30 protein-coding genes and 3 tRNA genes are annotated in these 25,671 nt (G+C 62.6%); 13 read left to right on the forward strand and 20 right to left on the reverse strand.

Annotation, left to right across the window (positions count from 1 at the left end):
* Positions 1-31: 31 nt before the first annotated feature.
* Entirely contained in the window at positions 32-799 is a 768-nt protein-coding gene (locus tag ACH488_RS19485; RefSeq protein ID WP_397326240.1) for an ankyrin repeat domain-containing protein, read from the reverse strand.
* A 39-nt stretch (positions 800-838) separates the two neighbouring features.
* Positions 839-1,414, reverse strand: a complete 576-nt coding sequence (locus ACH488_RS19490; protein ID WP_397326208.1) for a heme-binding protein — start codon at positions 1,412-1,414, stop codon at positions 839-841.
* Between the two features lie 186 nt (positions 1,415-1,600).
* Here ACH488_RS19490 and ACH488_RS19495 point away from each other — a divergent pair, with 186 nt between their 5' ends.
* The 6 genes from ACH488_RS19495 (at position 1,601) to ACH488_RS19520 (ending at position 7,099) form a co-directional block, all read left to right on the forward strand.
* Positions 1,601-2,773, forward strand: a complete 1,173-nt coding sequence (locus ACH488_RS19495) for a sensor histidine kinase (protein WP_397326209.1) — start codon at positions 1,601-1,603, stop codon at positions 2,771-2,773.
* 20 nt (positions 2,774-2,793) lie between these two features.
* Positions 2,794-3,420 (forward strand): response regulator, encoded by a 627-nt coding sequence (locus ACH488_RS19500; protein ID WP_397326210.1) that lies wholly within the window; start codon positions 2,794-2,796, stop codon positions 3,418-3,420.
* A gap of 54 nt (positions 3,421-3,474) precedes the next feature.
* A complete protein-coding gene (locus ACH488_RS19505; protein WP_397326211.1) occupies positions 3,475-4,041 on the forward strand; it encodes an HdeD family acid-resistance protein in 567 nt (188 codons plus the stop codon).
* Positions 4,042-4,122: 81 nt separating this feature from the next.
* Positions 4,123-4,929 (forward strand): exodeoxyribonuclease III, encoded by an 807-nt coding sequence (locus ACH488_RS19510; protein WP_397326212.1) that lies wholly within the window; start codon positions 4,123-4,125, stop codon positions 4,927-4,929.
* A 37-nt stretch (positions 4,930-4,966) separates the two neighbouring features.
* Positions 4,967-5,866: a hypothetical protein gene (locus tag ACH488_RS19515; protein WP_397326214.1), complete on the forward strand. Its 900-nt coding sequence runs from the start codon at positions 4,967-4,969 to the stop codon at positions 5,864-5,866.
* Between the two features lie 867 nt (positions 5,867-6,733).
* Positions 6,734-7,099, forward strand: a complete 366-nt coding sequence (locus tag ACH488_RS19520) for a hypothetical protein (RefSeq protein ID WP_397326215.1) — start codon at positions 6,734-6,736, stop codon at positions 7,097-7,099.
* Between the two features lie 25 nt (positions 7,100-7,124).
* Here ACH488_RS19520 and ACH488_RS19525 read toward each other — a convergent pair whose 3' ends face one another.
* The 5 genes from ACH488_RS19525 to ACH488_RS19545 all read right to left on the reverse strand — a co-directional run bounded on the left by ACH488_RS19525 (position 7,125) and on the right by ACH488_RS19545 (position 11,902).
* On the reverse strand, positions 7,125-8,177 hold the full coding sequence (locus tag ACH488_RS19525) for a LacI family DNA-binding transcriptional regulator (RefSeq protein ID WP_397326216.1): 1,053 nt from the start codon (positions 8,175-8,177) through the stop codon (positions 7,125-7,127).
* Positions 8,178-8,345: 168 nt separating this feature from the next.
* Positions 8,346-8,621, reverse strand: coding sequence for a hypothetical protein (locus ACH488_RS19530; protein ID WP_397326217.1), 276 nt, complete (start codon positions 8,619-8,621; stop codon positions 8,346-8,348).
* Entirely contained in the window at positions 8,618-9,502 is an 885-nt protein-coding gene (locus tag ACH488_RS19535) for a carbohydrate ABC transporter permease (RefSeq protein ID WP_397326218.1), read from the reverse strand. The genes ACH488_RS19530 and ACH488_RS19535 overlap by 4 nt, the downstream gene beginning before the upstream one ends.
* 1 nt (position 9,503) lies before the next feature.
* A complete protein-coding gene (locus tag ACH488_RS19540) occupies positions 9,504-10,523 on the reverse strand; it encodes a carbohydrate ABC transporter permease (RefSeq protein WP_397326219.1) in 1,020 nt (339 codons plus the stop codon).
* A gap of 86 nt (positions 10,524-10,609) precedes the next feature.
* Positions 10,610-11,902: an ABC transporter substrate-binding protein gene (locus ACH488_RS19545; RefSeq protein ID WP_397326220.1), complete on the reverse strand. Its 1,293-nt coding sequence runs from the start codon at positions 11,900-11,902 to the stop codon at positions 10,610-10,612.
* 256 nt (positions 11,903-12,158) lie between these two features.
* Here ACH488_RS19545 and ACH488_RS19550 point away from each other — a divergent pair, with 256 nt between their 5' ends.
* The gene (locus ACH488_RS19550) at positions 12,159-12,563 is read left to right on the forward strand and encodes a multiprotein-bridging factor 1 family protein (protein ID WP_397326221.1); all 405 of its coding nucleotides are present in this window, start codon (positions 12,159-12,161) and stop codon (positions 12,561-12,563) included.
* On the opposite strand, the gene ACH488_RS19555 is transcribed toward ACH488_RS19550, so the two are convergent.
* From ACH488_RS19555 to ACH488_RS19590, 8 genes are all read right to left on the reverse strand, one after another.
* The gene (locus ACH488_RS19555; protein ID WP_397326222.1) at positions 12,560-13,291 is read right to left on the reverse strand and encodes a DNA alkylation repair protein; all 732 of its coding nucleotides are present in this window, start codon (positions 13,289-13,291) and stop codon (positions 12,560-12,562) included. The two genes, ACH488_RS19550 and ACH488_RS19555, sit on opposite strands and share 4 nt — an antisense overlap.
* 275 nt (positions 13,292-13,566) lie before the next feature.
* Positions 13,567-13,902, reverse strand: a complete 336-nt coding sequence (locus tag ACH488_RS19560) for a hypothetical protein (protein WP_397326223.1) — start codon at positions 13,900-13,902, stop codon at positions 13,567-13,569.
* A 174-nt stretch (positions 13,903-14,076) separates the two neighbouring features.
* On the reverse strand, positions 14,077-14,688 hold the full coding sequence (locus tag ACH488_RS19565) for a hypothetical protein (RefSeq protein WP_397326224.1): 612 nt from the start codon (positions 14,686-14,688) through the stop codon (positions 14,077-14,079).
* Positions 14,685-15,335: a DUF6286 domain-containing protein gene (locus ACH488_RS19570; protein ID WP_397326225.1), complete on the reverse strand. Its 651-nt coding sequence runs from the start codon at positions 15,333-15,335 to the stop codon at positions 14,685-14,687. The genes ACH488_RS19565 and ACH488_RS19570 overlap by 4 nt, the downstream gene beginning before the upstream one ends.
* Positions 15,332-15,712: a hypothetical protein gene (locus tag ACH488_RS19575; protein ID WP_397326227.1), complete on the reverse strand. Its 381-nt coding sequence runs from the start codon at positions 15,710-15,712 to the stop codon at positions 15,332-15,334. Before ACH488_RS19575 ends, ACH488_RS19570 begins: the two co-directional genes overlap by 4 nt.
* On the reverse strand, positions 15,709-15,900 hold the full coding sequence (locus ACH488_RS19580; RefSeq protein ID WP_021471114.1) for a DUF2273 domain-containing protein: 192 nt from the start codon (positions 15,898-15,900) through the stop codon (positions 15,709-15,711). Before ACH488_RS19580 ends, ACH488_RS19575 begins: the two co-directional genes overlap by 4 nt.
* Complete coding sequence (locus ACH488_RS19585) at positions 15,897-16,343, reverse strand: Asp23/Gls24 family envelope stress response protein (RefSeq protein WP_397326228.1); 447 nt, start codon at positions 16,341-16,343, stop codon at positions 15,897-15,899. The genes ACH488_RS19580 and ACH488_RS19585 overlap by 4 nt, the downstream gene beginning before the upstream one ends.
* Before the next feature lie 105 nt (positions 16,344-16,448).
* Positions 16,449-16,910 (reverse strand): hypothetical protein, encoded by a 462-nt coding sequence (locus tag ACH488_RS19590; RefSeq protein WP_397326229.1) that lies wholly within the window; start codon positions 16,908-16,910, stop codon positions 16,449-16,451.
* A 223-nt stretch (positions 16,911-17,133) separates the two neighbouring features.
* Between ACH488_RS19590 and ACH488_RS19595 the strand changes: the two genes are divergently transcribed.
* The 3 genes from ACH488_RS19595 to ACH488_RS19605 all read left to right on the forward strand — a co-directional run bounded on the left by ACH488_RS19595 (position 17,134) and on the right by ACH488_RS19605 (position 19,488).
* The gene (locus tag ACH488_RS19595; protein ID WP_397326230.1) at positions 17,134-17,847 is read left to right on the forward strand and encodes a DUF6318 family protein; all 714 of its coding nucleotides are present in this window, start codon (positions 17,134-17,136) and stop codon (positions 17,845-17,847) included.
* A complete protein-coding gene (locus ACH488_RS19600) occupies positions 17,831-18,820 on the forward strand; it encodes a hypothetical protein (RefSeq protein WP_397326231.1) in 990 nt (329 codons plus the stop codon). Before ACH488_RS19595 ends, ACH488_RS19600 begins: the two co-directional genes overlap by 17 nt.
* Positions 18,821-19,188: 368 nt before the next feature.
* Complete coding sequence (locus tag ACH488_RS19605; protein ID WP_397326232.1) at positions 19,189-19,488, forward strand: DUF4193 domain-containing protein; 300 nt, start codon at positions 19,189-19,191, stop codon at positions 19,486-19,488.
* Positions 19,489-19,642: 154 nt separating this feature from the next.
* On the opposite strand, the gene ACH488_RS19610 is transcribed toward ACH488_RS19605, so the two are convergent.
* On the reverse strand, positions 19,643-20,470 hold the full coding sequence (locus ACH488_RS19610; RefSeq protein ID WP_397326233.1) for a glycerophosphodiester phosphodiesterase: 828 nt from the start codon (positions 20,468-20,470) through the stop codon (positions 19,643-19,645).
* Between the two features lie 29 nt (positions 20,471-20,499).
* Positions 20,500-21,249 carry an MgtC/SapB family protein gene (locus ACH488_RS19615; RefSeq protein WP_397326235.1) on the reverse strand — a complete coding sequence of 250 codons (750 nt, stop codon included), beginning with the start codon at positions 21,247-21,249 and terminating at the stop codon, positions 20,500-20,502.
* Positions 21,250-21,573: 324 nt separating this feature from the next.
* Between ACH488_RS19615 and ACH488_RS19620 the strand changes: the two genes are divergently transcribed.
* The 3 genes from ACH488_RS19620 to ACH488_RS19630 all read left to right on the forward strand — a co-directional run bounded on the left by ACH488_RS19620 (position 21,574) and on the right by ACH488_RS19630 (position 24,888).
* Positions 21,574-22,572, forward strand: a complete 999-nt coding sequence (locus ACH488_RS19620) for a carbohydrate ABC transporter permease (RefSeq protein WP_397326236.1) — start codon at positions 21,574-21,576, stop codon at positions 22,570-22,572.
* A complete protein-coding gene (locus ACH488_RS19625) occupies positions 22,569-23,450 on the forward strand; it encodes a carbohydrate ABC transporter permease (protein ID WP_397326237.1) in 882 nt (293 codons plus the stop codon). Before ACH488_RS19620 ends, ACH488_RS19625 begins: the two co-directional genes overlap by 4 nt.
* 76 nt (positions 23,451-23,526) lie before the next feature.
* Complete coding sequence (locus tag ACH488_RS19630; protein ID WP_397326238.1) at positions 23,527-24,888, forward strand: ABC transporter substrate-binding protein; 1,362 nt, start codon at positions 23,527-23,529, stop codon at positions 24,886-24,888.
* Between the two features lie 112 nt (positions 24,889-25,000).
* Here the strand turns inward: ACH488_RS19630 and ACH488_RS19635 are convergent.
* The 3 genes from ACH488_RS19635 to ACH488_RS19645 all read right to left on the reverse strand — a co-directional run bounded on the left by ACH488_RS19635 (position 25,001) and on the right by ACH488_RS19645 (position 25,355).
* Positions 25,001-25,076, reverse strand: a tRNA-Phe gene (locus tag ACH488_RS19635).
* Between the two features lie 48 nt (positions 25,077-25,124).
* Positions 25,125-25,198: transfer RNA gene (locus ACH488_RS19640), tRNA-Asp, on the reverse strand.
* A gap of 84 nt (positions 25,199-25,282) precedes the next feature.
* Positions 25,283-25,355: transfer RNA gene (locus tag ACH488_RS19645), tRNA-Glu, on the reverse strand.
* Between the last annotated feature and the right edge of the window lie 316 nt (positions 25,356-25,671).

Consider the following 25,671-nt stretch of genomic DNA (forward strand, 5'->3'; position numbering starts at 1 on the left):
AAGTGCTGTCCCCTAGTTGGGTCCGGCGGGGTCAGCGGTTCCGGATCAGCGCCGCGATCTCCGTGAATCCGAGCCGCTCCGCATTCTGCAGGGCAGTCCGGCCTTGGGGATCGCGGATGTCCGGGTTGGCCCCGGCCGCAAGGAGTTGCCGGACCACGTCCTGCTGGTTCGGTCCGCCGTTGTTGAGCAGGATCGCTTCCTGCATGGCCGTCCAGCCCAAGTTGTTGACGTGGTCCACCGGCACTCCGGCGGCGATCAGGATCCGCACGGTGTCCGTGTGTCCGTGCTCACTCGCGGGGATCAGCGCCGTGCCGCCGTACCGGTTGATGCTGCGGACGTCGGCGCCGGCCTGCAACGTCAGCTGCAGGACCTCGTTGAACCCCTCGGCTCCGGCGTACAGGAACGCGGAGTCCTGGATCCCGTCCTTCGCGTTGACGTTCCCGCCGGCAGCGATCAGCTCACGAACCCGGGCGGGATCGTTGGCTTTCGCGGCGAGGATCAGGAGCCGGTCGGTTTCCAATTGGGCCTCCGGTGACAGTTTGGGCGGAACGGACGACGACGGACCGGGCCCCGCGCTCGCCGCTGCCGCTGAGCTGGGGGCTGCTTGAGTGCTGGCCGGGCTGGAAGGCGAGGGAACCGCCGTCGTGTCTGACGGAGAGGCCGTCGGCGAACCGGCCGGGCCCGCAGGAGAACCCGCGGCGCAGCCGGCCACAAGTCCGGCGATCAGCAGCAGTCCCAACCCCACCACCGGCGTTTTTGTGGACGAAACACTCCTGGAGCGCGTCCAAGAGCGCAGCATCCGTTCAAAAGCTCCGGAGGGGGACTTCATCTCCAAAGGCTACTTCGCCGCGGCGGCCAAGGCCTCGGCACCGGCGGTAGCGCAGGCTTCGTCGAGGGCACCGTCAGGAGCTCCGCCGACGCCGATGCCTGCCACCGAAACACCATTCACTTTGACGGGCACACCACCGGCTAGGAAGAGCGTCCCGGGGAGGTCGGCGATGGACGGACCATTGCCGTTGACGCGCTTGGCCAACTCGCTGGTGGGAGCACCGAATGCGGCTGCGGTGTAGGCCTTCTGCTTGGCGGCCTCGATGGTGTGCTCGGCGGCATTGTCGCCGCGTAGGAGGGCCTGGACGGTGCCGAAGCGGTCCACCAAGGCAACGGTCACGAACGGCAGTTTGTCCGCCTGGCATTTGGCGAGTGCCGCATTGACGGCCTTGCTGGAGGCACCAACGGTAATACGGTTCTGGGCGACCACGTTCTCTGCAGCGGGTGTGACCTCGGCGGGAGCCTTGGCGGCAACGACGGCCGGGGCGGCTTCGGGGGCTACAGCGTTGGCCACAGCCGTGATCCCACCGGTGAGCAGCAGTGCTCCGGCAGCGGCGGCGGCAATCATCTTGTTGGACATCTTCATGGTTTCTCCTTGGCACGTTCTTGGGTACAGCTCCATGCTTCCGGCCGACACCCCGCGCCCACATCGGCCAGGCGCCGGTCCCGGCCTCATCCTTTCCGTCGGCGGTATCAGCCAAAAGGTGGAGAGACCTGCAACTGCGCGAGACCTAGCATGGAAAGAGCGCCCTCAACCGAACGGGAACCACCCATGACACCTGCCCCCAAGCCACCGGCCGACGGCCACCTGGATGGCCGCATCGACGTGGTGGTCCACCTTGGCTTCGCGGTGCTCATGGTCGCTTCGGGGGTCCGGTACGTCATGCGCCACGCACCCGCGGACAACCTCTGGACCGTCGCGCTGGCCGCGGCCGTATGCGCCCTCTACGCAGCGACGGCCGTCCTGGCCCGGCGGAACCGCGGCCCATGGCTTCCGTGGATGGTCGCCTTGCTCGCCGCCTGGGCAGCGCTGGTCATCGTGGCGCCCAGCTTCGCGTGGTGCTCGTTCGCCATCTTCTTCCTCTGCCGTAGCGTTTTCCGCGGCTGGCCCGCGTACGTTGCCGGCGGCGCGACGGCGGCGGCCACCGCCGTCGGGCTGTTCCGCCTGAGCGACTGGACCGATGTTGCCATGGTGCTGGGTCCGCTGGCCGCGGGCGTGCTGCTGACCTTGATCTACGACAAGATCGAGCGCGACGCCGCCGTGCAACGGAAGTTGCTGGCGGACGTTTCCACGGCCCAGGACCAGCTCGCCGCGAGTGAGCGCGCTGCCGGAATTGCGGCCGAGCGCGAGCGGGTTTCCCGGGAGATCCATGACACCGTGACGCAGGGCCTGGCCAGCAGCCTGCTCTTGCTGGAGGCCACCCAGCGTTCGTGGCCGGACCCGTCAGCCCGTGACGACCTGCTCAAGGCCACCGGACTCCTCCGCCGGAACCTGGCCGATACCCGCAGCCTGGTCCATGAACTTTCCGCGCCGGGCCTTGAGTCCGGCCCCCTCGAAGACGCCTTGGAACACGCAGCCCGGCAATACGTCGCAGCCATCACCGTCCACGTCACCGGTGACCCCAGGACCGTTCCCGCCGAAGTGCGGCACACGCTGCTCCGCGTCACCCAGAGCGCGGCGGCAAACATCGGCCTGCACGCTGGTGCCCGGCACGCCAGCGTGACACTGGGGTACCTTCCGGGGGCGGTCACTTTGGACGTGTACGACGACGGCCGCGGCTTTGATCCCGGAGCGGTACCACCGCCGTCGGAAGCCGGAGGGTACGGGCTGCGGGCCATGCGGCAGCGGGTGGAACAGTTGGGCGGACAATTGTCCGTAGAAAGCACACCCGGCGAAGGCACCATCATCGCGGCCCAGTTGCCCCTGCCGGAAGACACCCCATGAGCGCTGGCGGAGGAGACCCCGTGACCATCATCTCCGTGCTCCTGGTGGACGACCACACGGTTGTCCGGAGCGGACTCAAGGCGCTGCTTGGCACCCAGGCGGATATCGCCGTCGTCGCCGAGGCAGCCTCCGGTGAGGAAGCCCTGCAGGCTGCCCAGGAGCACTCCCCTGCCGTGATCCTGATGGACCTGGCCATGGGCGCGGGCATGGACGGGATCGAGGCCATCAAGCAGGTGCGGCAGGGCAATCCGCGGCAGGCGATCATAGTGTTCACCACCTACGATTCGGACGCGGACATTGTCCGGGCCGTCGATGCCGGTGCCATGGGGTATCTGCTCAAGGACGCGGCACCGGAGGAGATCTTCGCCGCAGTCCGCGGTGCGGTGCAGGGCAAAAGCGTCATGAGTGCGCCCGTAGCGTCGAGGCTATTCCAGCAACTCCGCAATCCGGACGACATCCTCACCCCGCGCGAAGCGGAATTGCTCAGCCTCCTCACCCAGGGCCTCAGCAACCGCGACCTGGGCAAACGGCTGTTCATCTCCGAAGCGACCGTCAAAACGCACCTTGCCCACATCTATGCCAAGCTCGGCGTGGAAACCCGCGCCGCCGCCATCGCCACGGCGATCCGGCGGGAAGGGATGCGCTGAGTTTCCCCTGCTTTCCCTATATGACCGGGAACTGCATTGGATTAAACTGACGCTATGTCCGACGCCTCAGGACGCAAGATGTTCAAGCATTCCGGAACGGCACTCCTGTTCCGCGGGATCCTGGCTGTGCTGTTCGGCTTCGCCATTGCCGCACTCCCCGTGTCCACGGTTTTCGCCCTGGTGTTCGTGTTCGGAGTCTTCGCGATCGTTGACGGCCTCACCAATGTTGCCCACTATTTCTACGATCCCTCCCGCCATTCACGGTGGTCCCTGATCGGCGGCTTCATCTCAATCGCCGCGGGCCTCGTGGCCGTTGCCTGGCCAGGCATGACGGCGTCCGCCCTGGCAGTGCTGATCGGATTGTGGGCGCTGATCCTGGGCGTCTCCGAAATCATCCTGGCCTTCGCAGCCCGGAGCACCATGAGCGGCTGGCCTGTCTGGCTGCTCACCGGGGTGGTGACGGCCCTCTTCGGGTTGCTGGTGATCGTCAACCCGGGCCTCGGATTCCTTGCCATGGCGGGCTTCCTTGCCGCATTTGCCGTGATTGCCGGGCTGCTCCTGATTGTGTGCGGCATCAGGCTCCGCCGGGGTGCACGAAGCCCCTTGGTCTACGCCAACTGACGCCGGTCGCACAGCGTCCGCAGCGGTAGCAATCCTTTCGGAGGGGATGCGCGCGGCCCCAAGTTCGGTAAGTTAGTGGCTGTGAAGATAGCTACCTGGAACGTGAACTCCCTCCGTGCCCGCGCCGACCGCGTGGAAGCCTGGCTTGAGCGCAGCGACTGCGATGTCCTGGCCATCCAGGAGACCAAATGCAAGGACGACAACTTCCCGTGGGAGCTCTTCGAGCGCATGGGCTACGAGGTGGCCCACTTCGGAGTCAACCAGTGGAACGGCGTGGCCATCGCCTCCCGGGTGGGCTTGGAAAACGTGGAGCGGACCTTCATCGACCAGCCGGCCTTCGGCAAAGCGGGCAAGAACCCCGCCCAGGAAGCCCGCGCCATCGCGGCAACATGCGGCGGGATCCGCGTCTGGAGCCTCTATGTGCCCAACGGCCGCTCGCTCGACGACGAGCACATGCCGTACAAGATCAAGTGGCTGGAAGTTCTCCAGGGTCAGGCAGCCGAGTGGGTCAAGGCCGATCCCACCGCCCAGATCGCCTTGATGGGTGACTGGAACATTGCACCGTTCGACGACGATGTGTGGGATATCCAGCTCTTCCGCGACAACAACTTCACCCACGTCAGCGAACCGGAGCGCGCCGCCTTCCACGCGTTCGAAACCGCAGGCTTTACCGACGTCGTCCGCCCTTACACCCCGGGGCCCGGTGTTTACACGTACTGGGACTACACGCAGCTGCGCTTCCCCAAGAAGGAAGGCATGCGCATCGACTTCTGCCTCGCCTCGGCACCATTGGCCGCGCGGGTTACGGGCGCGTCGATCGACCGCGAGGAACGCAAGGGCAAGGGTGCCTCGGACCATGCTCCCGTGATTGTGGAACTCGCCGACTAACCACCCAACGATTCGGAGTGAAAGGGGCTGGCTGGACATGAGTGGAAACCTGTACAGGGGCCAGGCCGGCCTGCCCTTTTCGTCGTCCCTGCGGATCTACGAGCCGCTCGAGGCGTTTCCCGCGGAACAACAGCGCCAACTCGTGGCGGACAGCGGCAGGATCGGTTCCCGGGCCGCCGTCGAAAATGCGGAGCTGCAGGCCTCGCTGGGACGCATCACGCGCACCGGCGGCGACCCGTTTCCGACCGGAAGAACCGACCTTGTGCGCATGACGCGCGTCCCCAACGGGCGGCACGCCGCACTGGATGACTCCGGTGAAGAGACGCCAGCGGACGACGCCGGTCGCCTGCTTTACTGCCCCAGCCAACTGGTGATTCGGGCCGGCTTGGCGGCAAACGCCCTCATGGACGGGGTACACAGCCCGCTCGCGGACCTGCTGATTCCGGTCTCGCAGCGCGACAAGCACCAGGTCCGGATTGACCGCATCAACGCCGGGGACGACGCCAAACGCGTCCACACCCGTGCCTCGACGTGGGGCATCCCCTTCAGTTGGTTCTCGCTCTTCGCTGAGTCGGACCGCAAGGACGTGGTGGAATCGGACGGGCACATTGTCACCGTCCGGGTGTGGACCCCACTCACCGAAGCCCTGGACCGGGCACGCTTCGCCGTGGCGCACCTTGCCTTGGCAGCACCTGACCTGGACATGCTGGACGACCTCACCCAGCTCACCGAATGGCTGGAACTGTTCCACGTCCAGTCCATGGTGGAGCTGGATTACGGAGCCGTGGCGGACAAGGTGTACCCGGATGAATCCCCCATGGACGTGCGCCTGGGCATCGAGTGCCTGGCCGAAGGCGACATGACCGGGGCCGCTGCGGCGTACCGGCGCCTGGCCTCGCGCTGGATCCCCATCCGCCAGCTGGCCCGGGCCTCCTGAATTGAGTGTCCCCAACACCTAGACGGTTTCTCAAAACACCTAATTTTTGGGTTTTGACAAATTTGGAGTTCCTGCTCCGCATGTTTCTGCGGGAGACCAACACCTAGAGATTTTTTCTTGCCACCTAGACGCCATTTCCTGAGGCAGACTTCCGATTGAAATTCGAATTTTGATTGGAGATGCTTCTTGTTGAATTCCTATGCACAGACTGCACGGCTCGTTGTCAACCGTCTTTCGAGGCAAATCGCGGTCGTTGTCACCCTGATGTCCCTCATGGTAGGTCTCGTTGGTCCCGCGACAGCGGCTACAGCAACCCCGCACGATTCGTCCAAGTCTTTGTTAGAGCAACCCAGTCCCGAGCAGCGCTTGGTGGCAATGAGGAATTTGGAACAAGCAAAAAATTCGGACCCGGTTGGATTTGAGCGGAGAATGCAGATGCTCGATAGAGCACCGGAGCTGACTCGATACTTGTCAAGCACGCCAGGCTTCGACCTGAATCTCCAGAAGGAATTTGCCGCGGCATCCATGCCTACCTCCGCCCTTGCCGGCCTCATCGAGATCACTAACTCGGGTGAACTGAAATTGGAATCTGCAGGGCCCTTCCATGGCGCGTCATCCCTCAGACTGACGCATGGGAGTCCGATGATCAGAGTTCAGGGTGGCGGGCTCCACACCTATTCTGTCCAGCCGTTGGACCTCAGTCTTCCCAGGTGCGGATCAGCATGGGCTGCGTTCTGGGCGTGGTTCTCCAGTTCCACCCTGATCTGTGAAGCCTTAGGATTTTTTGGACCATGGACCGCCTTCAGTTGCTACTTGGTTATGGGCGTGGGCGGTTCACTCATAGATTTCAACAGGGGGTGTTAGGCAATGGAACGGGCGAAGCAAAGCGTTGAACGACGCTACTGGCTTGTTCTCAGCCTTGTTTACGGTGTGTCCTTGGAAATTATCGGTTTCGCGCAGGGAATTTGGCCGGTGATCTTCCCCTTGGCGGCAGTGGTGTTCATCGTGGTCCACGCATTTGCCAATGGTCAAGTACTCAGCGGGAACCAGCGGTTTTCCACCGCGACGCCGGGTATCGGACTGCTTGCCATGGTCGGGGGCGCCGTCGCTGCCATCCTGCGGGACACCGAAATCGCATTTTGGGCGATACCGTTGCTCGGCGTCGCGGGATTCGCAATGATGATGTGGTTTCTGAACAGGTACGGAAAGTATCACCACAGAGAGAAAGCCTGACGTCGCGCCTGTCCCCGAGTGCCTCCTACCGGCAGGGCGGGGCGGTTGTCTCGCGGACGATCAACTCGTGGGGAGCCGTCTGCGAGCGGACGGCCCCGGCATGGCCGTCGAGTTCGTCAAGCAGCATCCTGGTGCCCAACTCGGCCTGGTTGTCGGGCCGCTGGCCTACCGTTGTCAGGCCCAGGGATGCCGAGAAATCGTGGTCATCGATGCCGATCACGGACAAGTCCTCGGGTACCCGCACCCCGTGGCGTGCCGCCTCGAAAATGACGCCCATGGCCATTTCGTCTGACGAGCAGAAAATCGCCGTCGGCTTCCGTCCGGGCTGGCTCCACAAGCGGTTAAAGGCCTGCTGTCCGCTGGCCACGGTGAAGTCCCCCCACTCGTCCCATTCGGGACGGACGTCCAGTCCGGCGTCGGACATCACTTCCTGGAAGGCGCGGATGCGGACGCGGGGAACATCGAAGTTCAAGTCCGTTTCGTCGTCGCCGTGCAGCAAAGCGATGTCCTTATGCCCCAGGTCCAGCAGGTGGCGCACGGCGGTGGAAGCCGCGTCGTAGTCGTTGATCCCTATGTAGGCGCAGTCCTCGACGTGCCCGCCAACCACCACCAGTGGAATGTCGATCTTGTGGAGGTGTTCCAGTTCTTCCTCACTCAGCGCCATGCAGAGCACCAGGAGGGCGTCGATCTGTTTGTAGACCATGGTGGAGCTGAACAGCCGCTCACGGTTGCTCCCGTGGCCGCCAAGGTTGAACAGGGAAAGGTTGTACTTGCGGGAATGCAATTCCCGGTCTGCTCCCTCGATGGCCTTGGAGAAGAACCAGCGGCTCACGAAAGGAGCCAGCACGCCGATGGTTCGCGTCCGCCCGGTAGCCAGGCCTGAAGCGGAGGAACTGGCGACGTAGCCCAGCGAGGCCGCTACCTTAAGGATCTTTTCTCGGGTCGCGGGTGAGACCCGTGGCAGTCCGCGCACAGCCCTGGAGACTGTCGCTGTGGATACCCCGGCGGCGGCTGCGACGTCTTCGATGCTGACGCCCGTATGGCCACCGCGTTGGGACCGTTCGTTCGTTTTAGCCACTAAAGCCCCCTCATTAGGTGCATGCCGAAGGCCGAGGGCTCCTCCCAGACGGCGTCGTTAAGCCTATCCGCCTGTGTGCCCTTCACCGATTTCGCACGGCTTGATGTCGACCCACTGTTAAGTTGAGGTGCTGTTCGATTGTGGCGCCGCGTCAGGCGGGGCGCCGGGTCAATTGAGGCGCCGGGACGTCCTTTCCGGGAGTTTGCGTCGAAGCCGGATCATGCCCCACAACGCAAGGACGGTGGCCAGGAGGCCCAGGGCCCAGCCCAAGGCGGGCTGGGCCGTAAGTTCCATGTACACCGTGACGGCCAACAGGACCAACGCCCAGAAAGCCAGGAGCCCGATGATGATGTCGAAGTCCTCGCCGGAGCGCACCCGCTTGGTGTGCGGATCGACTTTCCGGGCCGCCGCAGCTTGCTGGCGTCGGCTTGCAGCGCTGCTCACTTCACTGCACCTGCCGTGAGGCCGGCAACGATCTTGCGCTGGAAGACCAGTACCAGGATCACCAACGGCACCGTGACCACGGTGCCTGCCGCCATGATGGCGGTGTAAGGCTCCTGTTGCGGCTGCGAGCCGGCGAAGTAGGCGATGGCCACCGTGACCGTCCGGGTGTCGTCGTTGGACAACTGGCTCGCGATCAGGAACTCGTTCCATGCGGAGATGAACGCCAGGATGGCCGTGGTGAAGGTGGCCGGAGCCGCGAGCGGCAGGATTACCTTGCGGAAGGCCTGGCCTTGCGTGCAGCCATCTATGCGGGCAGCTTCTTCAAGCTCCCACGGCATCTCCCTGAAGAACGAGGTCAGCGTGTACACCGTCAACGGGAGCACGAACGAGATGTTCGGGATGATCAGCGCCTGGTAGGTACCCATCCAGCCGATGTTGGTGAACAGTTGGAAGAGCGGGGTCACCAACGCAACGCCCGGGAACATCGAGGCGCCCAGGATGAAACCGAGCACCAGGAACTTGAACCGGAAGTTCAACCTGGCCAAGGCATACGCGGCAAACACACCCACGATCAAGGCGATGATCGTGGTGACGGCACCCACGAACAGGCTGTTCAGCAGGTTCTTGCCGAAGTGGTTGCCCAGGCTTTCGTCGAAGACCGTGGCGAAGTTGTCCCAGGTAAAGTGCGTGAAGAACGGCGTGGTGTCGAAGGTGAATCCAACATCGCGGAAAGCCGTGACGATCATCCAGTAGAACGGTGCAAGGCACCAGATCAGGATGACGATTGCACTGACGTAGGTACGGAACGAACCCCAGTTGAAGGGACGCTTCGGCCGTTCCGAGGGAGCTGTGGAAGCCCTTGTTGCTGTGGCTGTTGCCATGTCACTTCGCCTTTCCGGACGATGACGCGGCATCGACCGCGTTGGCCCCTAGGAATCTCACAAAGATAAAGGCCACAAGGAAGATGACTATGAAGGTGATGGTGGATAGCGCCGCCGCCGAATTGAACCCTTGCCTGATTTGTTGCACCACCAGGATGGACAGGGTAGTGGTGCCGTTGGCGCCACCGGTCATGATGGCAGGAAGGTCGTACATACGAAGGGCGTCCAGAACACGGAACAGGATGGCGACCATGAGCGCCGGCCTCACCAACGGAAGCGTGATCAGGCGGAAGCGCTGCCACGTGGACGCACCGTCTACCTTGGCGGCCTCGTAGACCTCGTCCGGGATCAGTTGCAGGCCTGCCAGGATCAGCAGGGCCATGAAGGGGGTGGTCTTCCAGACATCGGAAATGATGATGGCCCATTTCGCGGGCCACTCAGAACCAGTCCAGAGGATCTGGGTTCCGAACAGCTTGTTGGCGATACCTTCGAACGCGAAGATGAAGAACCAGAGCTTGGCCGTGACGGCCGTCGGGATGGCCCACGGAACCAGCACGGCTGCACGGATCAGGCTGCGACCGCGGAAGGCGCGGGCCATGATGATGGCCATCCAGAAGCCGAGGACCGTTTCAAAGGCAACGGTGACCACGGTGAAGAAGAACGTGGTGCCCATGGAGTCCCAGAATTGGGCGCCCAGGGTGCCCGGAGGACACGCGACCGCTCCGCCACCTGGCGCGGTACATTGCTGCGCCAGCCAGTGGACGTAGTTGTCGAAGCCGGCGGGACCGCCTTCGGAGAAGAATCCGGTGGCGGGGTCCAGGCCGGAATCCTTTTGGAAAGACATGATGATGGCGTTGACCACCGGGTAGATGATCACGATCGCCAGGAGGATCAGTGATGGGGCCAGGAGCGTGGAGGCCCAGCGGCCCTGTGTTACTTGCTTGCGGTCCGCGCTTTCGCGCCCGGGCATCTTGTGTTCGGCAGCCGACGTCGTCTGCGGTTTTTGTAATTCTGTTGACATGACAAGACTCCTGTCAGGGAGAAGGCCGTTGCCGGAGTCCGGCCGTCCGCCCGTGAGGGCAGACGGCCGGACGAGGGCCGGGGTGGTTACTTGGCTCCGGCCGACTCAATTGCCGACTGCATGTCGGAGATGGCCGAGTCCACGGTCTTCTCACCCTTGAGCGCTGCATAGGCGTTGTCCTGGACGGCCTTGGTGACGGCCGGGTAGAACGGCGTCACGGGGCGCGGAACAGCGTTCTCGATGGACGTCTTCAGGACCGGCAGGTAAGGCAGCTTGGTGACCAGTTCCTGATCGTCATACAGCTTGGTCAGGACCGGGGCAAGGGAGCCCTGGGTGGCGTAGAAGCGCTGGGTCTCTTCGCTGGTTATGTACTTGATGAAGTCCGCAACGGTTGCCTTGTTCTTGGAGTAGACACTCATGGCGATGTTGTGGCCACCCAGCGAGGAGGCACCGGGGCCGTCCTTGCCCGGAAGCGGAGCCATCTTGAAGGTGTCCTTCACCGTTGAGGAACCGTCGGTCTTGGCCAGGTTGTAAACGTACGGCCAGTTGCGGAGGAAGAGGAGCTTGCCGGCTTCAAACGCCTGGCGTCCTTGCTCTTCCTGGAAGGTCACGGCCTCGGTGGGGATGTTTCCGTCCTTGTAAGCCTGGACCAGGTTGTTGAGGCCCGCCTTGGCTTCAGCAGAGTTGACGGCCGCCTTTCCGGAATCATCCACGATCTTGCCGCCGGCGGAGTTGATGGCTTCTGCCGCGTTAACCGTCAGGCCCTCGTACTTGGCGAACTGGCCGGCGTAGCAGCCGATGTTGTTCTGCTTGGCGATATCGCACATCTTCATCATCTCGTCCCAGGTCTTGGGCGGGGTGGTGACGAGGTCGCCGCGGTAGTAGAGGATGCCGCCGTCCGAGCTCTGTGGTGCTGCGTACAGGGTTCCGTTGTAGGTGGCGCTCTTGACCGTGGATTCGAGCATGCCGTCAGTCGAGATGGCGGTCTTGTCCTTGAGCGGCTGCAGCCAGCCCTTTGCCGCGAATTCAGCAACCCAGATGAGGTCGACGCTCATGACGTCGTAGTTGGCGTTCTTCGCCTGGAAGTTCTGAACGAGGTCGTCGTGCTGCTGGTCAGCCTGGTCCGACTGCTCCTTGAACGTCACCTTCTCATTCGGGTGTGCGGCGTTCCACTTATCGATGAGGGGGCGGACAACGTTGCTGTTGTCCTTGCCCTGCACATACGTGATCGGCCCGCGGCCGTCGAGGTTGTTGGCTGCGTCGCCGCTCGCACCGCCGGTGCTCGAGCCGCCGCCTCCGCCCCCGCCGCCACATGCGCTGAGGGACATAGCAAGGACTCCGGCGATCGCTGCCGGAAGAAGGTACTTCTTCGATTTCATGCTGGGAACTCCTCGGTGAGTGGACCAGGTAATTTCCGCGATGCGGTTGATGTGGTGAGGCTCACACTAGCGAGGTACCCCGGCGGAATGCAAGCGCTTACACCGAAGTTAATCACAACGATACCAAGCAGCCTGATAATTGCGGATTTTGGTAGGCGCACGCCCGCGCGATAGCACCGTCGAGGGCGTACGAACGAGTCCGTGACGCCAAAGTTCGATTTGATTGCCCAAGGTTGCCTATGGAACAGTGGGAAGCGTGGATGAATTCGAAGCACTCCAGACCATCGGCCGCCTCATCAAAGAAGAACGGTTGGCCCAGGGGCTGAGTCAAGTGCAGTTGGCCAAGCAGGCCGGAACCGCCATCAAGACCGTGCGCACCCTTGAATCGGGCACGCGTCGCACCCAGGAAATCAACCAACGCAAGCTTGAACACGCCCTGGGTTGGCGTGCGGGCTCAGTGTCCGAGGTCCTCAAAGGCAAATCCACGTTCGCGCCGGACCAAATCACTCCGGACGATATGCGGAGCAGCGACGGCACCCGTCCCTTGGCCAACCCCTACATCGGCATACCGGCAGCACCCATCGCCAAGGCAGCCCACCTCAGCGATGAGGAACTCCTTGCCGAACTGACCTACCGCATGATGCAGCGCAACCGGGACTAAAGCGCTTGCCGGCGCACCATCTCGTTGATCCAGCTGGGAGCAAAGGGGGAGGTGCAGTTCGGCGGAGTCGGATAATCCTTGAGGACCTCCAGCCGCTCTCCAATATCCAGCGCCCTGGCCCGGAGCTCCACGTGCTCGATCCCGATCTGGGCCAGGCAGGTGTTCATGGCCCACTGGAGGCGTGGAGAAGCATCTTTCATGTCGTGCTCAATGATGTCCAGGAGCCTGTCAAGCTCCAGACCGCCAGGTGACTTGACCACGCGTTCGGAAGTCAACGCCCACCCTGCGCTGGCGACCACCGGGTCCGGATCCTCGAACCATGCACGGCGCAACTCCTCGGCGTGGGGACTCTTCTTCACCACGTAGTTGACCAGCCAGTCATGCACCTTCGGCGTCCGCGCGGCACGCAGCATCGCGTCCAGCTCTTCGCGTTCGAACGCCTTGGGCCGGCAAATCAGCAGCGCCAACAGCTTCGCGGCGGTATCGTCCGTGGCCCAGAGTTCGCGCGCGAGGTCCTGTTGGGTCTTCAACCGCTTGGCTACCGCGCGCAGCTTGCTGAGATTGACGCCGTGATCGTCCCCGTGCTTCTCATTGACCTCGCGTGATCGAGGATCCTCAAGCGCGGCAAGTTCCGCCATGAGCTCGGCTACGACGGCGGCACTCGCCGGGGACGCGGCCTTCGCCCGGGGTGCGGGCGACGTTGCCCCGGCCACTGTTGTTCCGGCCATCCCTGGCCTCCTGTTCATGAAGTGTGTGGGTCCCAGCCTACTGGGAGCGCCGGTAGGCGGCAGAGGCACTGAGGGAGCGGAGGCACTGAAGCTGCGGGGGCGGAAGCGCCCAGGCAGCAGAAGCACCGAGTCAACGAGGCTTCGTCAACACACTGGCGCGCGGACAACGCTTTGCGCCACGGGACAGCCCAGGTCCCCTCAACGCAAGATGGCGGCCCATCGCGCCCCGGGGATTCCCGTTGGCCATGGACCGCCAACTTTCCAGCTGGTGCGGCTTACTTTTCGCCCTTGAACAGTCCGGCAATCTTGGAGCCGAGTCCCTTGACGTTTTCGGCTACGTCGCCAGCGATTTCCTTCGACTTTTCAGCCACATCGCCTGCGAGTTCCTTCGCATTTTCGCCGACATCGCCGGAGAAGAATTCCTTTACGTTTTCTGCAGCATCGGTCGCGAATTCCTTCACGTTTTCAGCGGCATCTCCGGCGAATTCCTTGACATTCTCTACGGCGTCGCCTGCAAACTCCTTGGCATTCTCCAGGGCCTCGCCAGCGAATTCCTTGGCGTTTTCGGCAGCGTCTCCTGCTGCTCCTGCTCCCGTGGTTTCTTCACTCATGGTGTTCTCCTCTGTGACGGTTGGAACGGGGACCACGCGCGGCTGCTGTTCTCACCGGGCCGGGTCTCAACGTGCCAAGGGAGCCTTTCCCCCTGCCCTTTCAAACTATGGGCAGAAACAGTGGCTTGGCAACGCCGGACCCCATCAACGCAACAATTGTCTGCCTGGCCGGGCTCAGCGCACCCGCTCTGCTTTGGTAAACCGCGCCCGCGCCCCGGAAACCATATGTACCAACACGGGCGTCTTTTTTCCGATGACAAGGTCTAAGGCATCAACCATTTGGGAGATTTCCGCTGCAAGGATATGCGGAGCCACCCCTTGCCGGGGCTGAATCCGGATCCGCAATCCAGGCTGGCCCTTCACCTCATATGTCGCCACGGAAGAGCCTGCAAGGTCCGTGCGCTCCGCCAATGCCGCACGCAACGCCTGCTCCGCCACGCCCCCGCCGATCCGGACCGACCCCGGAACGTGGCTGTCGTCGTCGCCCGTTACCAGGAGGTTCGCCCGCCCTTTGCCCTGTTGCGAGAGCCAGGCGACCATGACCGCGATCACCACAACGAGGACCAGGCCAGCGACAATCCAGAGCCAGCTTTCCTCGCGACCGGGGAACCGCGTTTGGCGGAAGGCCTCTTCGGCTCCGGCCCAGGCGGAGGCCGCCCAGCCGTGCCACCATGACGCCACCGCAGGAACCGTGGCCAGGAGGACCAGCAGCAGCCCAATGGCCAGAAGTTTGGCTCCAATGATGAAAAGCAGTACCCGGTTCAGGGCCCTCGGTGTTCCGTTCACGCGCCGATCACCCCCGAGGTTCCCAGATTCACCCTGACATCCGGCATGGGCACCGGCGACATTTCTTCAAGCTCGGCCCGTACCGCCGCGAGGACCGCTTCCTCGCTGACCCGGCTGCCCGACGTCGGCCTGACATTCACCACAACCAGCCGCTGCGAAACCACCACCATCACCTGTTCAGGAGTCACGTTGGCGGCCGCCCGCGCGCGGCGGGCCAGCGCCGAGGCGAGGACTTCGTCGTCAACCACGACGGCGATCCGCGGGTCCCGGAGCAAATGCCTCGCCCGCCTGCCAGGCAACAGGGCATGGAGGACGAAGAACAAGCCAACCATGGCGATCACGGCACCGGCGGCACCAAGGAGGAGTGGCTGGATCCCAGCGGGGAGGGCGATGATACGTTCGGCGGCCGTTCCCGGATCGATAAGCCACGGAGGCTGCCCCACCGCACGCACGCCGGATTCCAAGAGCGCATAGACGCACAGCAGGATCACCAAGACTGCCGCAATCCCTGCCGCGCCGGCGCGGGACGAATGCGTTTCCCGGCGCAGGATCCTGCCCATGGCCGGGTCCTCACCGGCCACGGCCTGACGCGGATCGACTGGGTTTGCGGCTTGTGGTGCGAGCCCTGTTTCCTGGTCCTGGGTCACTGGACCCGGCCTCCTTCCGTGACCTGCGCGCCGCTGATCCGTATGTCCACACGGCTCAATTGGGAGCCGCTGAGCTGTGTAACGGTGTCCAGCACCTTCGCTTTGGCGGACACGGCACGATCCCAGATCGAACCACCAAATCCCTGGACCCTTTGGGGCTGGCGCAGTACTTCACTCAAAGAAGGCACGCTGATAGGTGCCACGATGGACAAAGCCAGCAGGCCGTCGTCGTCCGACCAGTCTGCGCGGATGTCGCCGGGGGCGACACCAAGCGCCTCAGCGGCCGCAGCTTGGGCCAACGATGTCAGAGCCTGGGTACTGATCCGGTTGTGGCCGGCCAGGCTGGTGGTGGGTTCCACAGCCTCAGCCACGCTCATGACGACGAGCGCCGGCCCGTAATGGCGTCGAGGACGCTGCGGAGGTCAAGCTTGCCGTCCGCCGCGCGTCCCAGAAGTGCGCCGATGCCCATGAAGAGCAAGGAAATGACGAAACCCCAGAACCCAAACTGGAAGGACATGAACGCCACGAAAGCGCCGATGGCGATGCCCACTACGGTCATGCTCATTGGAGTGCCTCCCTCTCCACCGATCCTGTCCTTGCTCCCGCCGGCTTTGGCGGCGGAGCAATGTAGACGTCGGTGACCTCGATGTTCACTTCGATGACCTGCAGGCCGACCAGTTCTTCGACGGCGCGGTAGACCGCGGCCCGCACCTGATTGGCGACGCCGTGGAGTGGGTGTCCGTAGACCGCCACCAGGTTAATGTCCACCGCGACCTGGGTCTCGCCAACTTCAGCACGGACGCCGGCAGCGTGGTCCGAACTGCCAACAGCGTCCCGGATGGCGCCGAGGGCACGCGATGGCCCCGATCCCAGGGAATAGACACCTGGAACGGCCCGGGCAGCTATGCCCGCCACTTTGGCAACAGCGGCCTCGGAGATGATGGTGCGTCCGGTTCCCAGGCCCTCCACCTCTGGCACAGGATCCAGCCGCAGCTCCTGACCTGGCACGCTCTGATCTGACAAATGATCTGACACGGAGCACTCCCCTTCTCTTGAATACCACCCTAGCGCCTGCCTCCGACGCTTTGTGAGAGAAGGGAGTGCGCGGCGCAGCTACTTGCAGTTCTTATCCATCCAGTCCTCGATCGGCTTCATCAGTTCCTCGAACTCGGGTTCGCCGTACTTGCTGAAATCCGTGCCTGCCGACTCCGTAAAAGCCCGCAGCTTTTCGAAACTCGGTTTCAGTTCATCGGGCACTTTGTCCTGCATTTGGGACAGTTCCTGCTTGGCCTTTTCAATGTCCTCCGGCTTGCCGCCAACCAAGGCCGCCAGCGGAAGGAGCGTCACGCTCAACATGGCTGCGCTGACGGAAATACAGGCTTCGGACAATGACGTGAATTCACCGTAAGGGCCGTTGGCTGAACCCGTGCCTATGCCGGTGCCCGTGCTTGGGCTGTTGGAAGGAACCCCCACCGACGGGGCAGCATTCGGTTGGGCCGACGCGCTGGTGGTCGGCGTGGGTGTAGGGATGGGCAGCGGGAACGCACAGGCGCTCAGGGCCAGCGCAGTCCCCACAAGAATTCCAAGCAATTTTGACGTGCGTGACCTACTGATCGTAACCATGGTGTCCCCCGTTTGGATGTGTGCGATGACGAACAGGCGAGGCAAGACTACTCCCGCCCACGTGCACTGACCAGAGCCGGGTTATCCACATACCCGCTTTTCCGGGATGAGTCCCCGAGCGCGGCCTGCCTAGACTGGCCAGCACTACGCAACAACAGCCGCTGGGGAGCCTGTCATGCCACGCTATTCCTTTGCCCAATTCCCGCCTGTCCGAGGATCCCTGTGGATCCGGACCATCGTCATGGCAGTGTCCGCAGTGCTGCTCTTGGGCGGCTGCCAGAGCGGCAGCACCCCTTCCGAAACAAGCACGACGACGGCGCCGCCCACCGCAGGCTCTTCGGCGCCGGGCTCTTCGTCGCCGGGAACGCCGGCGCCCGGTACTGAGGGGGCCTCAGCTGCAGGCACGCCCTCGCCGTCCGGTGCGTACAAACCAGCCGACGCCACAGGCAAGGCCCGCAACGTGCCCGTGCCTGTGATGCCTGCCTTGGCGAAGGAGAACACGAAGGAGGGGCTGGAGGCGTTTATCCGGTATTGGTACGCACAACTCTCCTACGTCGACGAGACCGGTGACATGTCGGGCTGGCTTCCCCTGTTTGCGCAGGAGTGCAGGCTTTGTCTGCGTCTGCAAGAATCCGGCGAGGACGGTTACGTAAAGGGCCGCTGGCTAGCGGGAGGACAAATCACCGTTCCTGTCATCGAAGTCCAGTGGCAAGCCTCGAAAGACACCCAGTGGTCCAAGGTGCAGGTGATCCAGCAAGCCATCAATTACTACAACGCGGATGGAAGCGTTGGCCGTGCACGCGACGAAGCAAGCAATGATGCCTTTGCCCTCATTGCCAGGTTCACTGTAAGCGGCTGGACGGTGACGGACCTTGGTCTCCTCACTTAGGCTGCCTTCGCCGTCGACGCGGCTCGCGGCCGTCGTCCTTACTGCTCTGTGGCTGGCAGGCGGAATCTGTACGACGCGTGCAATAGGAGCGGACGATCTCTGGGCCTCAAACAACACCCACAACGGCGGAGTCGATGTAGCTGCGCGGCTCACTATCGATCCTGTCACCGGGCAGCTGTCCTCTTCGATTCAGACCGACGCGGATTCAGTCGGGGCCGAGGATCCCTATCAATACAAGGCAGACCACCGCTGTCAGCTTGGTGGTCCCGGCGCTAAGGAAATGGGCTGCCTCACGCTCGAATGCCCTGCCATCACGCCCGGCAGCGAAAAGGGTTCGCCGGTCATATGGATGAAAGCACCCAAGGGAATCACCAACCCGACCTACACAGACTGGCAACCTGTCTCCGGGAAACCAACGTGTCTCTACGCCGCTGAACCCCAGAACGTCCTCGCCGACATCGCAGCCCGGATCCTCACCAACTTCCAACAACTACCCATCAACCCCGGAACCCTCGAAGCCCAACCCTTCCCCAACACCCTCACCGGTGGACCCACCAACTTCTACACCACCACCACCGAACAACACTTCGACACCACCATCCTCGGCCAACACGTCCACCTCACCGCCACACCAACCACCCACACCTACACCTACGGCGACGGACAAACCCTCGGACCCACCCCCGCCACCGGCTACCCCACCCCCGCCAACACCTGGCTCACCACAGAAACCCGCACCAGCCACACCTACACCACCACCGGCAACTACCCCGCCACAGTCACCACCACCTACACCGGAACCTACTCCGTCAACAACGGCCCACCCCTGCCCATCAACGGAACCCTCAACCTCACCACCACACCCAAAACCATCCACGTCTGGAAAACAGAAACAGCCCTCGTCGCCGACACCTGCGAACAAAACCCCAACTCCTGGGGCTGCCCCGGCACAAACACCCCACCCAGGCACTAACAAAGCCGGCACCACTGGAAGCCCGCACCGCTGAAGGAGGCAGCACAACTGAGGAAGCGCCCACTCACAGGCACCACGCACAATCACCCCGTACCGCCACCACCAACATTGACCCCGAAACACGCCCAAAACGCGGGAAAGGCCCACCAACCGGGCCCAAAGTAGGTCGCGAAGGAACACCAACCGGGCCCAAAGTAGGTCGCGAAGGAACACCGATGCGGGACCTCCACCCGGCCTGACGCGAGACAGAGACACCCGCACGGCCGCATCACTGGCCAGAGCAGGACTTGCCTAAATCATCAGCATGCTTACAATAGAGCACCGAGCCGACACATCGGCTCGCCCGAGCGTTGAAAAGGAGCGCAGTCATGGCAACGGATTACGACGACCTGCGTCCAGAGGTCAAAGAAGCCCAGGAACAGTCCCTCGAAGCACTTCAGACAGCGAAAGCCCCCACGGCGATGACCGCAGTCCTGGAAGTAGAGGAAAGCGACGAGGCCGACTCCAGCGGTCCCGCCGGTGAGTTCATCGCCGAGGAGTTGATCGTCAACGTCATCCCGGCGCAAGAGGACGAATTTACCTGCTCTTCATGCTTCCTGGTCCACCACCGGTCACAGATCGCGCGGGAAAAGGGCGGGTTGCTCTACTGCACGGAGTGCGAGGGTTAGGCGGATCGCGGATCCATCGGCCGGAGGCACACTTCCGGCCGACGATGATTGCCGCCGGCCAACTCCAGTCAACGCTGGTTCCCTCCACCGGCCGCCCACTTTCCAGTGATCCTTCCGGCGAGGCCAAACGAGTTCCCCCAAACAAAACGAGTCCCTACCAAAGACGCGCGGACTCAAGCATGGGCAGCGTGATGGGCCGGGAGACCGGCAATTCCAGCCCCAGCCCGGCCAAGGATTCGCGTGCCATGGCGACGTCGTTGACGCACACGCCGTCCACCCCAAGGCCCACAGCCTCGACGATCTGCTGGGCGGTGACCAATGTCCAGGGGTACACGGCGAGGCCGGCGGTGTGCGCCCGGGCCACGAGTTCTGAACTGAGAAGCCCGATTTCCGGTGCCACCGCAGAGGCACCCGTCGCAAGCGCGGCCTCGATCAGGGCGAAGGGCTCAAATGGATACAGCCCCAGAGAGGCAACGGCGACTTCCCGGCACAGAGCCACCATGGGGATGCCCGGGAGCATCGCGGCCATGGCACGGATGATCTGCGGATCGAAGCTGCGGACACGAAGTGCCTGTTCATGCCCGTGGGCCTTCAACACCTTGGACAGGGCAGCCACGATCACCTGACCGTATTCGTTCCAGGGGGCATTGTCAGTCTTCACCTCGATATCCAGGACCACTCCCCCGGCACCGGCAAAACGCAGGAGGGCCAGCAACTCCTCGAGGGTGGGTGTCCTGGACTCCACGTCAACTGAAGTTGTGGTGGCAGCGTGAATCTCCACCGCGGCTTCCCTCAGCAAGGCCTCCCGGATATCGAGGGAACCGACCACAGCATCATGACGGAGCGCCAATTGCCCGTCGGCCGTGAGCCAGATGTCCACCTCTATGGCGCCCACCCCCAGCCGCAGCGCTTCGACGAATCCGGCCAAGGTATTTCCGTGCCGCGTCGCGAGGACCCCGCGATGCCCTTGAATTTCAATCATGAGTCTCTCCTTAGACCGAAGGGATTCCGCTATTCGGCCTCGTCAACCAAGGAGACCTCGGTGACGGAGCCGAGCTGCGAAAGCCTGCTGACGATGGTCGACGAAGCCGCGGAGCCTTCGATTTCGAGTTCAATCTCGATGAATTCGGCGGTAACCGTTGCTTCGTCCCGCTGTATAAGTCGCTCAACAACACGTTTCGTTTCGCCGGAACCGCGGGTAGTTGTAAATCCCTGTACCTGGAAGCTTTCTTCCGTGCAGGTGCTGAGCACATCGCGCAGGGCACCCACTCCATCAAGGTAGGTGACGCGCAGGACCCAACGGCCCGGCAAACCGAAGCGCAATTTCCGGGACATGACGGGGTAGGCATAGACAATGACAAAGTGCGCCGCGGTGACGAAGACCGCGGGCCACACCAACCCCGCCCCGGCCGAGGTGCCCACGGCGGCCGTGACCCAGATGGAAGCCGCCGTGGTGAGTCCACGCACCTGATTGCGCCGCACAAACACGAGGCCGGCCCCGATGAAACCGATGCCCGAAATCACCTGGGCGGCGAGCCTTGAGGGGTCCAGCCGCACAAGGTCCACCATCAGCACGTCGCTGAACCCGTACTTGCTCACCACCATGAACAAGGCAGCACCCAAGCCCACCATGGCGTGGGTCCGCATGCCTGCGGACTTGTTCTTGCTCTGGCGTTCGAAACCAATCGCGGTGGACAGCAGCAGTGCTACCGCGAGGGCCACGCACATCTGCCACCATTGCGTTTCCGCACTGAAAATCACTCTTTGCTCCTGTTCGGCATATCGACCAAGAGCCCTTTTCTGTGGCGTGACCGTCCAAGCCGGAGCCCCGGGGCTGGGGCATTCCAGGAGGTCACGCACAGTTCTTGCAAATCTACCCCTCGGCAGATTTGTAAGGACATTAGCACATTACAATCAGCGCTTTAGCCGCAAGGGTGCCTCTGGTGTCTTGCGCATCCAGCGTGCAGTCTGTACCTTGGCACAAGACAAAAGGTTAGATTGTCCGGTCAAACGCCCCTTTGATCCTTTCCAACCTCAATGAACGCTGCCCCCAGACGGCAATGACAATGAAGTCAGAGGTCTGTGGTGAGCGTTGTTGACGCAAATCCCGGGGGCAAGAGTGGGCCCCCGTCGTCCGGCGGAAGTGGCAGGGCAGATCCCGGCAAAGCCGGTGTCCAGCCGTCCAGCCCGCCGAAGAACCGCCGTTGGAATGGCCGCACCCGCCGCGATGCCTGGACTTTCGTCCTGTTCGCAGCCCCCAACGTGATCCTCATAGTGCTGTTCACGTACCGCCCGCTGCTAACCAACTTCTATTTCTCCACCCTGGACTGGACCTTGGGCGCAGCGAACGCCACCAGTGCGGGCCTGGGGAACTATGTGGAATTCTTTACGTCCTCGGACGCACCAACAGTCCTGGGCACCACCGCCATCTTCACCGCCATCACGGTCGGCGGGGCCATGGCCCTGGGACTGCTGATCGCCCTGGCCCTCAACCAGAGGCTCAAGGGGCGCACGTTCGCCCGGGCCGTGGTGTTTGCTCCCTATGTGCTGTCCGGTGTGGGCGTCGGCCTGGTGTGGTTGTTCATCTTCGACCCCACCTACGGAGCGCTGTCGTGGTTCCTCCGCTCCCTGGGTCAGGCCAGTCCGCAATGGGTCAACGACCCCAAGCTGGCCCTGGTCATGGTGATCGTGGTGTACGTCTGGAAGAACCTTGGCTACTGCGCCGTGGTGTATCTTGCAGGGCTCCAGTCAATCCAACCCCAGTTGATGGAGGCCGCCGCACTGGACGGAGCCTCGAGTTTCCGACGCTTCCGTTCAATCGTTGTCCCGCTCCTGTCCCCCACAACGTTCTTCCTGCTGATCACCTCGCTGCTTAGCTCCCTGCAGGCATTCGACATCATCCGGATCATGACGCCGTCCGGAAACGGCACCAGCACGTTGATTTTCGAGTCGTACCTGCAAGCCTTCGGTTCTTACAACAGGGCGGGATATTCGGCCGCCATCTCCGTAGTCCTGTTCCTCGGCCTGCTGGTCATGACGGCGGTCCAATTGCGGTTCGTTGAGCGAAAGGTCCATTACTCATGAGTGCCCAATCGGCGAACGTCTTCCAGGAACGGACCAAGCCTCTGTCCTGGCAGAACATCGGAAAAACCATTGCTGCCGGCTACGTTCCCCTCATCCTTGCCACGCTGGTGGTCTTCGTCCCCCTGTTGTGGATGATGCTGTCCTCGCTCAAGGCACCCGGCGAGATTGTCACCACGGATTTGGCGATTCTGCCCAAGAATCCGAACCTGCAGAACTACGTGGAAGCAACATCCACTGTTCCGTTCCCGCGGTTCTTCCTCAACAGCGTGATCGTGACCGCCGTCGGCTCAACGCTCAAGTGCGTCCTGGCCGTGTTCACGGCCTACGCGTTGGTGTTCATCAGGTTCCCGTTCAAGCGGGTCATCTTCCTGCTGATCCTCGTGGCCCTCATGGTTCCGCCGCAGGTTTCCGTCCTGCCGAACTACGTGTTGATCGCCAGCATGGGCGGACTGAACACGTATTGGGGCATCATCCTTCCCGGCTTGGGAACTGCATTCGGGACGTTCCTGTTGCGCCAGCATTTCCTGACCTTGCCACCGGCCATCCTGGAATCCGCGGAAATCGATGGTGCCGGACACTGGCGGAAGTTGTGGCAGATCGTGGTCCCGGTCTCGGTGCCCAGCATTGCCACCGTGGCACTGGTGACCATCGTCTCGGAATGGAACGAGTACATCTGGCCGCTGATCGTCACCGACCACCCTGACATGATGACGCTTCCCGTCGGCCTCACCCAGTTGGTGAACAGCGAGGGCAGCACCCAGAACTGGGGCATGATCATGGCCGGCGCAGTGATTGTCCTGGTACCGATCCTGATCATCTTCGCCGCGCTCCAGCGGTACATCGTCTCCGGCCTGACCCAAGGATCGGTCACCGGCTAAGACAGCAGGCCCACAGCAGCACGCAACAGAGCCATCACATAACAAAGCCATCACCCAACAGAAAGGCAGCTTCAGCATGTCCACTCCACTTTCCCGCAAGCAATTCCTCAGCGTCGCGGGAGCAAGCTTCGGAACGCTGGCCCTCGCCGCATGCGCAGGCCCGTCAACAAGCGGCGGTTCCACCAGCACCACCGCGGCCACCGATTGGTCCAAGGTCAAACCCGCGAGTTCCATCAGCTTCATGTCCAGCCACCCGGGCAAGTCACGGGATACCGAGTTGAAGCTCATCGAGGCCTTCCAGAAGGCGCATCCGGACATCACGGTTAACCTCATCACGGGCGGTGCGAACTATGAGGAAGTAGCCCAGAAGTTCCAGACAGCGCAGGCCGGCAACGATGTCCCCGATGTTGTAGTGGCCTCGGACGTCTGGTGGTTCCGGTACGCAATGTCCGGCGCCATCCTCCCCATCGACAGCCTTCTGCAGGCGGCGAAGGCCAGCACGTCCGACTACGTTGCCGGGCTGATTTCCGACTACAAGTACGACAACAAGCAGTGGGCCGTGCCGTACGCGCGCTCAACCCCGCTGTTCTACTTCAACAAAGACCATTTCAAAGCGGCCGGTGTCCCTGAAGAGGCACCCAAGTCCTGGGAAGAGTTCGCGCAGTTGGCTCCCAAGATCAAGTCCGCCAACGCGGGCCTGGCCGGCTACCAGAATGCGTACCAGTACCCCGCGATTGCAGGCTACGCCGGGTGGACCCTGCAGAACGTCCTGTGGGGCTTCGGCGGCGGGTGGTCCAAGGAGTGGGACATCACCACGGACTCCGAAGCCTCGGTCAAGGCTCTCCAGTGGGTGCAGGACTCGATCGTGAAGGACTCCTGGGCCGGCGTTTCCTCGAAGAACGCCATCACGGACCTCCAGGCCGGCGCGGTCAGTGCCACCATCAGTTCGTCCGCCGACCTCGCCGCGACGCTCAAGGCGGCGAAGGAGGCCAACATGCGGATCGGCGTCGGCTTCCTCCCGGGCGGTTCGGTGAGCCAGTCCCCCGTGTGCCCCACCGGCGGCTCCGGACTGGTCATCGCCAGTAAGACCTCTCCGGAGAGGCAACTGGCCGCAGCACTGTTCATGACCTTCGTCACCAATGCGCAGAGCACAGCCACCTTGTCGGCAGCCACAGGCTACGCGCCCGTGGCCGAGGGCGCCGATATCTCGCCCATCCTGGCTCAAACACCCGAGTTCCAAACCGTGGTGGACCAATTGAGGGCCACCAGGACCCAGGACTACGCACGCACCTTCCTCCCGGGTGGAGACCAGGAACTGGCGAAGGCCGCTACCAAGATCATGAACGAGAAGGCGGACGTCAAGGCAACGCTCACCGATCTCAAGGGAGCGCTGGAGACCATCTACACCAAGGACGTGAAGCCGAAGCTCAAGTCATAGGGATAAAGCACGACGTCGGCATCCAGAGCGGGTGCCGACGTCGCCCTTTAATCCCAGAAACAGAAAGTTAAAAGAAGAAAAGCACCAGTTCCGAAGAACTGATGCTTCCCAGTGGTGGCTCCGACCGGCGTCGATCCGGTGACCTTTCGATTTTCAGTCGAACGCTCTACCAACTGAGCTACAGAGCCTAGGTGACAAGTCACCTTGAGAACCGGAATTCCTTCCGGCGCTCAGAGCGACCCTGACGGGACTTGAACCCGCGACCTCCGCCGTGACAGGGCGGCGCGCTAACCAACTGCGCTACAGGGCCTTGCTTTGCAGTATCTCTACCGCGTTTTTTCCAAGGCTTCTAGCTTACCAGACTTTTTCAGTCCGATTTACCACTTACCTTGCGTACCCCCAACGGGATTCGAACCCGTGCCGCCGCCGTGAAAGGGCGGTGTCCTAGGCCGCTAGACGATGGGGGCCTGAACTCAATTCGAATTTCGCAACAGGAAACAACGCTTTACGCGTTCTTTTCTGTTCTCGCTCGTCCGAACTGGACTCTAAAACTTTAGAGCATGGACGGCCATATTCCAAAATCGAGAACGGTGTGACCTCGAACACCCATCAAATGGAGCCTTCAAACATTGGCAGTTTCTTGCCGTGAAGCGTCCGAAAACCGCCAGCCCAGCCGTCTTCCGCAGGACTAGGGCGTGTCTCCTAAAGATGTCAGCCAGATGCTGATGGCTCGCAGGACGGCTCCACCGCGGTAGGTGAGGGCGAGTTTGTCGTAACGGGTTG

The sequence above is a fragment of the Paenarthrobacter sp. NPDC018779 genome, assembly GCF_044391085.1.
GTDB lineage: Bacteria > Actinomycetota > Actinomycetes > Actinomycetales > Micrococcaceae > Arthrobacter.